The following is a 12,338-nucleotide window of genomic DNA, read 5'->3' as shown; positions in this document are numbered from 1 at the left end:
TACTTTTAACTTTTTCCATAATATAAAATGTTAATATTTTTGTGGTAATAAATTTACAATCTTTATGCCAGAATTCAATGCATAATTTTTACTTTTTTAACATTTTTTTTCAATAATATATAAACTGTTGTGTAAGAGGTGTTTGTAAATTTTTTTTCCAATATTTTAAATTTCGCAGGTATAAAGTTCTTTCAATCTCCCAATTCATAGAAAGTATTAACGTTATGTTCATTTAAAAATTTGAATCTTTTAACAAAAAATGCTCTTCAGGAAATAAACGTTCAGAATTATACTTTTACATTATTATTTCCATAAACCCTGAAAATTTTATAAATTTGCAAATTGTCGTATTCTACGGCATTTAAAAGCGAATTTTAATGGAAGAAGAAAAAAAATCACTCAATTTTATTGAGCAAATTATCGAAGATGATTTGGCAAACGGTCTGGGAAAAGATCAGCTCCGTTTCCGTTTTCCGCCTGAACCAAACGGTTATCTGCATGTAGGTCACACCAAAGCCATCTGCATCAACTTCGGTTTGGGTGAAAAATACAATGCTCCCGTGAACCTTCGTTTCGACGATACGAACCCTGAAAAAGAAGAACAGGAATTCGTAGATTCTATTATGAAAGACGTTGAATGGTTAGGTTTCAAATGGGATAAAGTTTTGTACGCCTCCGATTACTTCCAGCAGCTTTACGATTGGGCAGTTCAGTTGATAAAAGAAGGAAAAGCTTACGTAGATGAGCAGCCGTCTGAAGTGATTACCGAGCAGAGAAAAAATCCGGCAGAACCGGGTGTGGAATCTCCATTCAGAAACCGTCCTGTAGAAGAATCTTTAGATTTATTTGAAAGAATGAAGAACGGTGAATTCGAAAGCGGTTCTATGTCTCTTCGTGCAAAAATCGACATGACTTCACCGAATATGAACATGCGTGATCCTGTGATGTACAGAATTCTGAACAAACCTCACCACAGAACAGGAACGGACTGGAAAATTTACCCAATGTACGACTGGGCGCATGGTGAATCTGATTATATTGAACAAATTTCTCACTCATTGTGTTCTTTAGAGTTTGAAAACCACAGACCTTTGTACAACTGGTACTTAGATCAGGTGTACGAAGAAGGAAAAGTGAAAAACAAGCAGAGAGAATTTGCGAGAATGAACGTTTCTTACATGATTACTTCCAAAAGAAAACTACAGAGGCTGATTGCCGAAAATGTAGTGAACGGTTGGGATGATCCGAGAATGCCTACCATTTCCGGAATGAGAAGAAAAGGATTTACTCCTGCTTCCATCAGAAATTTTATTGAAAAAGTAGGAGTTGCCAAAAGAGAAAATCTTATTGAGCTTCAGTTACTGGAATTCTGCGTTCGTGAAGACCTGAATAAAGTCGCAAAACGTGTAATGACGGTTGTGGATCCTGTCAAATTAGTCATTGAAAACTATCCGGAAGGAAAAGAAGAATGGCTGGAAACAGAAAACAATCCTGAGCAGGAGAATGCAGGAACAAGAGAAATTCCGTTCTCCAGAGAATTATATATTGAGCGTGAAGACTTTAAAGAAGAAGCTAACAACAAATTCTTCAGACTAAAGTTAGGCGGAGAAGTTCGTCTGAAATCTGCTTACATCATTAAAGGTGAAAGAGTAGAAAAAGACGAAAACGGAAACATTACGACCATTTACGCAACCTACGACGAAAAATCCAAGTCAGGAAGCGGAACAGAAGAAAGCTTAAGAAAAGTAAAAGGAACCATTCATTGGGTATCTGCGAAACACGCAATTCCTGTGGAAGTAAGAAATTACGACAAATTATTCACTGTGGAACAGCCAGATGCAGAGAAAGATGTAGATTTCCTAAACTTTATCAATCCGGATTCTGTAACTACCATTCAGGGATTTGCTGAACCAAGCTTAAAAGATGTGGCAGTTGGAGAACCTCTTCAATTCCAGAGAATTGGCTATTTCACGAAAGATCAGGATTCTACGGATACAAACTTTGTATTCAACAGAACTGTGACGTTAAAAGACTCTTATAAGCCGGAGTAAAAATTTATTATACATATAAATAAAACAGGGCTTAATTTTTAAGCCCTGTTTTTTGTTTTTAACCCTAACGAAACAAAAACGATAACCAAAAAAATAGGGCTATCCGTGAAAAGCATTTGCGTCATTCGTGTTTAAAAAATAATTAAAATTAAAAATTGTGAAACTTATATATCTATATACCAACTCATTCAAAGGGCTTTCCAAAGAAAGCTGGATGCTTGCTTTGGTCATGCTCATCAATCGGGCAGGCTCCATGGTGCTTCCTTTTCTGGGAGTTTACATGACCGATCATTTAAAATTCAGTATCGAAAATACAGGAATTGTACTCAGCTTTTTCGGAATCGGTTCGGTAATCGGTTCTTGGCTGGGCGGATTTATTACAGACAGAATCGGGGAGTACAGAGTTCAGTATCTCAGTTTATTGCTCAGTGTGCCTTTATTTTGTATGATTCCTCTATTTAAGACAGAAATAGGAGTGGCGACCATTATTTTGCTGCAAAGCATTGTAAGCGATTCCTTCCGTCCTGCAAATTCGGTTGCCATTACAAAATATGCGAAACCCGAAAATATCACCAGAGCATTTTCCTTAAACCGGATGGCAGTCAATTTAGGATTTTCCATTGGTCCCGCTTTGGGCGGTATTTTATCGGCAATTTCCTACGAATTTTTATTTTTAAGCAATGCTTTTACAGCTTTGGTGGCGGGAATTTTATACATCGTCTTTTTCAGAAAACGAAACATTCTGGCAAAATTAAAAGCCCGAAAAGTACAGGAAGCCATAGAAATTAAAAAAGAAAATTCCCCTTACCGCGATGGTAAATTTCTGGTTTACTGTTTCTTCTGTATGCTTTTTTCAATCTGCTTCTTCCAGTTGTTCAGTACGCTGACTATTTTTTACAAAGACACGGCGCATTTAAGTCAGCAAAGTATAGGATATATTTTGGGATACAGCGGCTTTTTAGTCGTTTTACTCGAAATGGGATTGGTACAGGTTGCTGAAAAATATTTCAGCCTTGCCGTAACCATGCTTTTGGGAACCTTCATCTGCGGATTTGCTTATGCCATGCTTGGTTTTGATTACAGTATCCTGACTTTAGTGATATCCATGAGCCTTCTCTGCGTAGGAGAAATTTGGGCTTTGCCATTTATGTCAACCATCACAGCATTACGCTCCGGAAAAAACAACAAAGGAGCTTACATGGGCTTGAACGGAATTTCATTCTCCATCGCCTTTATTGTAACACCTACTTTGGGAACGTTCATCGCCGAAAGATTCGGATTTACCATATTATGGATCGGGACAGGAGTTTTAGCCACAATCATTGCCATTGCATTTTATTACATTGTTCCCTGGATGATTGGCGACAGAAAACACGCAGAATCTTAAATATTTTGGGCGTGTCCCTCATTCCGGAGCTAAGCCTCATAGGTTTTTAAAACCTATGAGGCTTCCCATAGAATTCGGGTCGGGCTGCTTTGGGGTCCGCTTCGCTTCCGTACTCGTTCGTTCCTCACTCGCACCGGCGCCTTCGCCGCCGCCCGCCGCATCCCTCACGCGAAGGAAGACACACCCTAAGAAATTCAGTCCGTCACAGAAAATGTTGACGGACTTTTTATTGTAACGGAGTAAGAAACAAATTTGGCTTTAGCCAAAACGCATCATCAATTTCGTCTGAAGCCCAACTCACATTATTTTAAACAAATCTTCTGCGAATTTATATTTTCCGATCAGAAAAGTATAGTTTTTGCTTCCCTTCATTCGATGACAAAACTCTGCTTTCTATTTTCATTTTGTTCCGTTTCCCTGCTGTTTTCTCAAGAAAGAGATTCTGCAGCACTGATTTCAGAAGTCAGGATCGATGCCTACAAGAAACACACAACTTTTATTTCGTCCACAAAATCGGTTGCTGTAGTTTCAGAAAATCTGCTTAACCAGAATACACCCGAAAGAATGCTCGAATCCATCAATCAGATTGCAGGAGCCAGAATGGAAGAGCGTTCTCCCGGAAGTTACAGGATTTCCCTTCGCGGAAGCACTTTGCGATCCCCTTTTGGCGTTCGGAATGTGAAAGTTTATCTCGACGATTTCATCCTGTCCGATGCTTCGGGAAACACCTATTTTAATGTTGTTTCTCCTGAACTCATCAACCGGATGGAAATATATAAAGGCCCTGAAAGCGGAGATTACGGCGCTGTAACAGGCGGAACTGTTTTGCTTCAGACCAAAAAATCAGACCAGATTTCCGCAAATCTGGCAATTGGAAGTTATGGAACTTTTAACCAGAGTTTTGATCTTTCCAAACACATTGGGAAACACTTTTTTCAGGTTTTTCAGAACTATTATCAGACCGATTCTTACCGGCAACAGTCGAAGGTTGAGCGAAAGCAGATTTTTGTAAAAGACCATTTTCAATATTCAGAAAATGGATTGCTCAAAGCCATGATTTTGTACGCTGATCTCGATTATCAGACTCCGGGAGGACTCACGTTAGAACAGATGCAGATCAACCGAAAACAGGCAAGACCTGCAACCAAAACAGTTTCGGGTGCAAAAGAACAGGAAGCCGGAATCCGCAATAAAATGATTTTGGCAGGAGTTTCAAATGATTATCAGTTCAGTCCGGAATTCTCCCATTTTATTTTAATTCAGGGTTCTTACGTAGATTTTGAAAATCCGTTTATCACCAATTATGAAAACCGTTTTGAAAAGAATTTTGCACTAAGAACACACCTCAATTATGAAAGAAACTGGAAGACGATTTCATTATCTTACCGATTGGGATTTGAAGGCGGAATCAATGATATTTTGGTCAGAAATTACGATAATAACAGAGGAACAGAAGGAAATCCGCAGAATTTTGATCAGATTAAAAATACTTCGGGGTTTTTCTTTCTTTCTCAGAAACTGAATGTCAGCGAAAAATTATTCACCGATCTTTCCATCAGTTTAAATTCAAATTCTTACGACTGGAATCGGATATATCCCCGAAATGAAGAAGGAATAGTTCATTTTAAAAACCAATGGTTGCCCAATTTCGGGTTTACCTATCTTTTGGGAAAAGGCTTTTCGGTACGCGGAAAAATAGGGAAGGGGAATTCTGCACCGACGAATGAAGAAATCCGCTCTTCAAATCAGCAGTTTAATACAAATTTAAAACCCGAATTCGGCTGGAATAAGGAAATTGGGATTCGAAAACAATTTGGCAGCTCCGTTTTTGTGGAAGGAAATTATTTTGATTTCCGGATGAAAGATGCAATTGTGAGAAGGCAAAACGAAACCGGACAGGAATACTTCGTCAATTCCGGAAAAACCGTTCAAAAAGGGGTTGAAATTTTAATGGAATCGAAGAATTTCAATCTGAAAAACAACTTTTTAAGCCATTTTAAATTCAGATTTTCGGGAAGTTTTTACGATTTTATATTTAAAAATTATCAGCAGAACGGAAATGATTTTTCAGGAAATGAAACCACCGGAGTTCCCAAAACAACAATCAACAGCTTGCTGAATTTTACGTTTTTCAGAAAACTTTCGGTAGATTATTCCCATTTTTACACCTCAAAAATTCCTTTGAATGATGCCAATTCTGTTTGGTCTGAATCAAATTTAATCGGAAATATTCAATTCAGATTTCCTATAGATTTTGAAAAAACGAGAGTCAATGTATATCTTCAGATTCAAAATTTATATAACGAAGAGTATGTTTTAGGTTTCGACATTAATGCTTTCGGAAACCGTTATTACAATCCGGCTGCCAAAAGAAATTTTGTATTGGGAATGAAGGTTGATTTTTAATGTCATTGCGAGAAGCGAAGCGACGAAGCAATCTCACGTTATTGTCCGCAATTTGTAATCATTAAAAAAACTTTGGATTCTTTACTGAGTGAAAAGTTTATACTGAGCTTGTCTAAAACTAAACAGATGCTTAATTAAAACTAAACAATAAAATAGATAAAAATTGCTTCGTCACGTTGTTCCTCGCAATGACATTATTTCGAAAGAATGTTTTTCACAATCATTTCCGCATGAATTCTCGAATTTTCAATAAACCAGAGATGTGTATCTTTTCCTCCGCAAACCACACCCGCCAAATACATATTCGGAACATTGGTTTCCATGGTTTCAGGATGATAAAGCGGGTTCAGACAATCGCCCTGCAATTCGATTCCGGAATTTTTTAAAAAATCAAAATCAGGAAGATAGCCGGTCATTGCAAGAACAAAATCATTTTCAATTTCCTGCAATTCACCTTTTTCATCTTTAAAAACAACGGAGTCTTGTTTAATTTCCATCAATTCGGCATTGAAATGAGCAGCAATACTTCCTTCCGCAATTCTGTTTTCAATGTCCGGTTTCACCCAATATTTTACACTTTTTGAAATTTCGGAATGTCGGATAATCATGGTGACTTCCGCACCTTTTCTGTAGGTTTCCAAAGCGGCATCGACTGCCGAGTTGCTCGAACCGACCACAACAATTTTCTGTTTTGCGTAAGGATAAGGTTCTGTATAATAATGTCTTACTTTGGATAAATCTTCTCCGGGAATATTCATCAGATTCGGAATATCATAGAATCCTGTTGAAATAATAACGTTTTTCGCTAAATATTTTTCTTTCGAAGTTTCAATAGTGAAAATGTTATTCTCTTTGGAAACTTTTTCTACCTTTTCATATAAATTGATGTTGATATTCCGCTGTCTCGTAATTCCCTGATAATATTCCAATGCTTCCTGTCTTCCCGGTTTTGGCGCTGTTGAAATAAACGGAATTCCATCGATTTCCAGTTTTTCGGAAGTCGAGAAAAACCGCATATACAAAGGATAATTGTACAGAGAATTAACGATGGTTCCTTTTTCGACAATCAGATAAGAAAGATTATTTTTCTGTGCTTCCAGTGCACAGTTCAGTCCGATTGGTCCGCCTCCGATGATAAGAATATCTAAAATTTCCATACAACAAATGTAAGGAAAACCCATCAACAAAGGCTTTTTCAGTAAAAGCAAAAAACTATTCTTTTCATAATGACCATCTATTCGAAAAATATGAAATTCCTTCAACAGTAAACTTTCAAAACGATTCTAAAAGCATGGCATTTATTTTGGTAAATGATAATCAGACATTAAAAACATGAAAAAAATAATCATTTCCTTGCTGGTTTTATCTGTGGTTGCGTGTAAGAAGAACCCTGAAAAATTCGTTAATGATGAGGTTAATGCTAAAGGCAAAACCATTACGGATAGTTCAATCAGTAGTAGAACGAAAATTACCAAAGATCAGGCTTTAAAAAAGATCAATGAGGACATTATACAGGCTTTAAAGGATAAAAACTTTAAGAAGTTTGCGGAATTTATTCACCCTGAAAAAGGAGTCCGTTTTTCGATGTACGCTTTCGTGAATCCAAAAGAAGACAAGAAATTTTCAAAAGCAGATTTTATCAGATATCAACCTATCAAAACACTTTTCACTTGGGGAACAATGGATGGTTCCGGAGATCTGTACAGAGCGACTATCCATGATTATTTATCAGACTGGGTGTACTCCAAAGATTTTGCGACAGCGCAGGTTTCTTTAAATGAGTTTCAGGGAAAAGGCAATTCTCTGAATAATGTAAAGGAAATTTATCCAAATGCAGATTTTACGGAAAATTTCATCAAAGGCTCAGAAGCCAACTCCGAAATGGACTGGGAATGCCTTCGTCTGATTTTTGAAGAATTTCAGGGAAAATATTATCTGATTGGTGTTGTTAACGATCAGTGGACGATTTAGAATAAATTAAAAAAATTCGACAGATCTAGTTCGATGTTGCAAATACTCAGTGCAATATTTAAACAATGTATAATTGTTGAATGTAATTTTCATTTAGAAAGAAGTTCAACGATCCTATGTCATTCTGACGAAGGAAGAATCTCATAAATAGCTGTTTTATAAGCAACTGAATTGTTAATAACTTATTCCGGTAGAGACCCTTCGACAAGCTCAGGGTGACATCTCTAATACTAACATAATATGATGTCTATACAGTAGCGTTAATATGTAAAATTTTCGTGATTATAAAATTTCCGCTAATTTTTTAGTTAAATTTTTTCTTGAAAACTGTTCAATATTTTGTGTGTTTTCCGAGAGATTTTCGTCTTTCCAAAGTTCAAATTTTTCTAAAATAAATTCTTTAATTTTCCCGGAATCATCATAACTGAAATGTTTTCCAGCCTTTGTTTCATTTAGAATTTTAGAAACATCTGCATCTTTGGGTCCAAAAGAAATGATTTGCTTTCCTGTTGCCAGATATTCAAATATTTTTCCGGGGATAATTCCTTTGGAAGAATCGTTCGGAAAGTTGGTGATGAGCAGGATTTCCGAAGTCTGCATTTCTTCAATCGCTTTATCGTGAGAAAGATATCCTAAATTCAGAATGTGATTTTTCAGGTTTGAATCTTCTAATGAATTCAGAATTTTATCATCAACTCTTCCTGCAAACTTCAAGGTAAATTTTTCAGCAAATTCAGCATTTTCTGTAACCAGATCATTAAGAACTTTCCAGAGATTTTCAGGGTTTCTCAACTGTTCCAGAACTCCGATGTAACTTAATGTGAATTTTGCTTGAGTGTTGGAGGATTTAAGTGTTTGAGTGTTTGAGTCTGACTCGTCAAAACCATTCGTAATGCAAAGTGCATTGGCTCCGTTTTTACGGAAATTTTCAGCATCGGTGTAGCTTGTTGCTAAGGTAATGTCTGCATTTCTGAACACTTCGCTTTCCAGTTGACGGTGCTTTTGATCGGAACTTTTGGTCAGTTTTAGGTGTTTGTAATAAGAGATTTCTGTCCACGGATCACGGAAATCGGCAATCCATTTCAGGTTGGGAAGTTTCTTTTTTAAATTTAAACCAATTAAATGTAAAGAATGGGGTGGTCCCGAAGTTACCACAACCTCAATCTGATTCTCTTTTAAATATTGTTCCAGAAATTTTACGGAAGGTTTTACCCAGAAAACTCTCGCATCGGGAATGAAAAAATTGCCTCTTACCCAAATCGAAAGCTTAGATTTCCAGCTTTGATTTTTACCGACATCAAACTGTCCCGCTTTAAATTTTTTGTTGCTTTTGTTCAGCTTTTCAGCCAGTTGGTAAGGTTCCCAGATTTTTGTTTTTACAATTTCCAGATCTTTCGGAACATCTTTCATCAAACTTTCATCCAGCAAAGGATAACTCGGGTTTTCCGGTGTATAGATTACAGGTTTCCATCCGAATTCAGGTAAATATTTTGCAAATTTCAGCCATCTCTGCACACCGGGACCTCCCGCCGGAGGCCAGTAATAGGTGATGATGAGTATTTTTTTTGGTTCCATTAATAATGAATTCTGTTGTCATTCTGAATGAAGTGAAACGGAATGAAGAATCTCATTTAATTTCATTATCCAGCAATTTTCAGATCTGATTGAATTTCTAAATCTTTTCCATTTGTCTTTTGTCTCTTTTGCGGTAAAGAAAATAAATTCCGACGCCACTCAAAAGAACAAACAAACCAAAACAGATAAGCGAGATCCATTTTCCTTTTTCGATAACTTCCGGTTCGAAGACCATTCTCACATTGTGATTTCCCGCAGGAACGTGAACGGCACGAAGAAGATAATCAGCCTTAATGTAAGGAACTTCTTTTTCATCGATGAAGAATTTCCAGCCGTGAGGATAATAAATTTCAGAAAAAACTGCCAATTGCGGAGTCTTGGACTGTGATTTAAATTCCAGTTCGTTGGGTTGATATTTCGTTAAATTGATGAAGGCTGTTGAGTCTGCCTGAACAGGTTTTCCGTCAAAGTATTTCTTATCGTCTATTGAAATAACAGCGGTTCTTTTGCTGTTGATGGTTCCGATTGCTTTAATTTCCTGATTGGGAGATTCTACGAATTTAAGATCGCTTACAAACCATGCGTTTCCGTTGGCTTTTGGATTCGGCATTGCCTGAGGTTGTTCAGGACCGCCTAAAACCAAATATTTTGCATTCAGAAGATTCAGGATATTCGGAACTTTTACAGAATCCATGATCTGGAAATATTCGTTGATTACATCATCGTATCTTCTCAGTTTTACCGCGTGATAACCTCCGATAGAAGATTTGAAATAAGAAGTGTTTGTTTCGCTGAATGTTCCTAAAATATTATTGAAAATTCTGTAATGCGTCTTATCTTTTTCGGCGATGGTTTCTAATGTTTTGTTCACATTTACATTCGCTAAAATAGGTTCCAGATTTGGATTTCCCTGAACTTTTTCAGCCATCAGATCGGAGCTTTCTGTCTGGAAAGGATTTTCAGCAAAGATTTTATCAACATAATTATCATCGTTCAGATAACGTTTGTTAACTGTCCAAAGATCGAATAAGCTGACTACTCCGATAATTACCAGAGCAATGTTCTGATTCAGCTTTTGCTTTAAAACAAGGAATAAAGCAGCAACTGCAATAGCAACATAAATGAATGCTTTAATAGCATCGATTCTGAATAATTTAAATCTTTCGTCTATAAGATAATCCAACAGGAAGGGAGGAAGATAAGTTTTTTCGTTTTCGGTATGAAATCCTAACAGAGATTTTCCGAAAACCAGTAAAATCAATACAAATCCTAAAGTTCCGCCGCCTACGTAAAGAAGTATTTTTTGTTTGTATTCCTGTGTGAGTGTTTGGTCTGTGAAGAATCTGTATAATCCGATGATCGCAATTAAAGGGAATAATAATTCTACAACCACCAAAATAGAAGAAGGTGCTCTGAATTTATTATAAAACGGCACGAAATCGATGAAAAAGTCTGAAAGTGCCATAAAATTACTTCCCCAAGCTAAAAATACGGTAAGAATAGAAGCTCCTAAAATCCAGTAGCGGTATTTTTTCCATGCGATGAAGAATCCTAAAAGCGCAAGAAAACAAACAATAGCTCCCTGATAAGCAGGCCCCGAAGTTCCCGGCTGATCTCCCCAATAGGTTAGATTCCCGAAACCTTTGGAAATTCTGTCATATTCAGCTTGTGAACTTACGTTTTCCTGAACCAATTCCTGAATTTTAGCCATCATTTCCTTTCCTTCCGGTTCCTGACTTCCGCCTCCCATTAATCTCGGGATGAAAAGGTTTAAGGTTTCAAGCTTTCCGTAGCTCCACATCAGCATGCTTTCTTTATCCATTCCGGAATCTCCGCCTGTATTGCTGCTGTTTGTAAGAATCTGCTTTCCACGAACGGTTTCTTTGATGTATTCTGAATTCGCCATGATTCTCTGAGAATTCATTCCGACTCCGATTAAACATGAAGCGGCAACAATTCCGGACGAAATCAGGAAGTGTTTCATTGGCGTTTTTTTCAGGATACCTCTTATCAGCTCAGAAAGGAATAAAAATCCGAGAGCCAAAAAGAGATAATACGTCATCTGAGGGTGGTTTGCAGCAATCTGAAGCCCCATAAATAGAGTAGTGACGATGAATCCCCAAACGTATTGTTTCCGGATGTAGACGAGTAAAATTCCGGCTAAGAGCGGTGCGAAATATTCAATGGTATTGATTTTTCCGTTGTGTCCCGCTGCAATAGCAATATAAAAATAGGTGGAAAGTCCGAAAAAAGTAGCTCCTAAAAGGGCGTATTTCCAGTTTCTTACCACAACCATTCCCAAAAGGAAAAATCCTGCGGAAAGAAGAAAAAGATAATTAACCGGTCTTGGCAGAAAATTCAGTTTGGAATCGATTTTTTTGATGATGTCTCCGTTAAACTGACTTCCCATCTGATACGTCGGCATTCCTCCGAACATGGAATCGCTCCAGTAGGTTTCTTTTCCGGTATCGGCTCTGTAATCGAGAAGCTCTTTTGCACCGCCCCGATATTGCACGATATCATGCTGGAAAAGCTGCTTTCCCGTAAAAACAGGAGTGGAGTATAAAAATGCTAAAACGATAAATACAACTAATGAAATTGCAATATAAATCAGGTTTTTATTTTTCGCCATGTTGATGGTTATTATCTAAATATTTTTCGGAATTGTTACCTTTTGCTGTTGTTTTCTTTTACCTCTTCATAATCAACGGTTTCTGCGTCCCAGTTGATTTTTTTCTTCGTATTGTCTGAGTTTTTAATGTTCTGCTCCCCTCTGTTTTCATTTCTGTTCTGGTTAAACAGATAGCTGTGAAATTTTTTGAAAAAGATTCTCTTCAGAATATTCCACACAAAATAAATAATAATGGTTGCGAGTACAAACTCAAAAATATGTTTCATCATAATAAAAATATTTAAGGTTTAATGTTCAAAGCCGTTATTACGCTCCG

At 37.1% G+C, this 12,338-nt stretch carries 8 protein-coding genes; 4 read left to right on the top strand and 4 right to left on the bottom strand.

The window, feature by feature from the left end; genetic code table 11:
• Window positions 1–377 precede the first annotated feature (377 nt).
• The 3 genes from WFH39_RS16565 (at window position 378) to WFH39_RS16555 (ending at window position 5,844) form a co-directional block, all read left to right on the top strand.
• Entirely contained in the window at window positions 378–2,051 is a 1,674-nt protein-coding gene (locus WFH39_RS16565) for a glutamine--tRNA ligase/YqeY domain fusion protein (RefSeq protein WP_336690687.1), read from the top strand.
• Window positions 2,052–2,205: 154 nt separating this feature from the next.
• The gene (locus WFH39_RS16560) at window positions 2,206–3,438 is read left to right on the top strand and encodes an MFS transporter (protein ID WP_442891748.1); all 1,233 of its coding nucleotides are present in this window, start codon (window positions 2,206–2,208) and stop codon (window positions 3,436–3,438) included.
• A 252-nt stretch (window positions 3,439–3,690) separates the two neighbouring features.
• Window positions 3,691–5,844, top strand: coding sequence for a TonB-dependent receptor (locus tag WFH39_RS16555; protein ID WP_336690685.1), 2,154 nt, complete (start codon window positions 3,691–3,693; stop codon window positions 5,842–5,844).
• Between the two features lie 194 nt (window positions 5,845–6,038).
• On the opposite strand, the gene WFH39_RS16550 is transcribed toward WFH39_RS16555, so the two are convergent.
• Window positions 6,039–7,001, bottom strand: a complete 963-nt coding sequence (locus WFH39_RS16550) for a YpdA family putative bacillithiol disulfide reductase (protein WP_336690684.1) — start codon at window positions 6,999–7,001, stop codon at window positions 6,039–6,041.
• A 175-nt stretch (window positions 7,002–7,176) separates the two neighbouring features.
• Here WFH39_RS16550 and WFH39_RS16545 point away from each other — a divergent pair, with 175 nt between their 5' ends.
• Entirely contained in the window at window positions 7,177–7,815 is a 639-nt protein-coding gene (locus WFH39_RS16545; RefSeq protein ID WP_336690683.1) for a hypothetical protein, read from the top strand.
• 282 nt (window positions 7,816–8,097) lie between these two features.
• Here the strand turns inward: WFH39_RS16545 and WFH39_RS16540 are convergent, their stop codons facing one another.
• The 3 genes from WFH39_RS16540 to WFH39_RS16530 all read right to left on the bottom strand — a co-directional run bounded on the left by WFH39_RS16540 (window position 8,098) and on the right by WFH39_RS16530 (window position 12,291).
• The gene (locus tag WFH39_RS16540; RefSeq protein WP_336690682.1) at window positions 8,098–9,390 is read right to left on the bottom strand and encodes a glycosyl transferase family 1; all 1,293 of its coding nucleotides are present in this window, start codon (window positions 9,388–9,390) and stop codon (window positions 8,098–8,100) included.
• A 97-nt stretch (window positions 9,391–9,487) separates the two neighbouring features.
• Complete coding sequence (locus WFH39_RS16535) at window positions 9,488–12,022, bottom strand: YfhO family protein (protein ID WP_336690681.1); 2,535 nt, start codon at window positions 12,020–12,022, stop codon at window positions 9,488–9,490.
• A gap of 35 nt (window positions 12,023–12,057) precedes the next feature.
• Window positions 12,058–12,291, bottom strand: a complete 234-nt coding sequence (locus tag WFH39_RS16530) for a hypothetical protein (protein WP_410492755.1) — start codon at window positions 12,289–12,291, stop codon at window positions 12,058–12,060.
• Window positions 12,292–12,338 lie beyond the last annotated feature (47 nt).

This window comes from Chryseobacterium sp. MMO-72 (assembly GCF_037146035.1).
Classification (GTDB): domain Bacteria; phylum Bacteroidota; class Bacteroidia; order Flavobacteriales; family Weeksellaceae; genus Chryseobacterium; species Chryseobacterium indicum.
This window is presented reverse-complemented; position numbering and strand designations above follow the sequence as displayed.

What these genes read in the sequence shown, in the direction of transcription:
- WFH39_RS16565 (WP_336690687.1), top strand. Translation starts at nt 378, where the DNA reads ATGGAAGAAGAAAAAAAATCACTCAATTTTATTGAGCAAATTATCGAA.
- WFH39_RS16550 (WP_336690684.1), bottom strand. Translation starts at nt 7,001, where the DNA reads ATGGAAATTTTAGATATTCTTATCATCGGAGGCGGACCAATCGGACTG.
- WFH39_RS16545 (WP_336690683.1), top strand. Translation starts at nt 7,177, where the DNA reads ATGAAAAAAATAATCATTTCCTTGCTGGTTTTATCTGTGGTTGCGTGT.
- WFH39_RS16540 (WP_336690682.1), bottom strand. Translation starts at nt 9,390, where the DNA reads ATGGAACCAAAAAAAATACTCATCATCACCTATTACTGGCCTCCGGCG.
- WFH39_RS16535 (WP_336690681.1), bottom strand. Translation starts at nt 12,022, where the DNA reads ATGGCGAAAAATAAAAACCTGATTTATATTGCAATTTCATTAGTTGTA.
- WFH39_RS16530 (WP_410492755.1), bottom strand. Translation starts at nt 12,291, where the DNA reads ATGATGAAACATATTTTTGAGTTTGTACTCGCAACCATTATTATTTAT.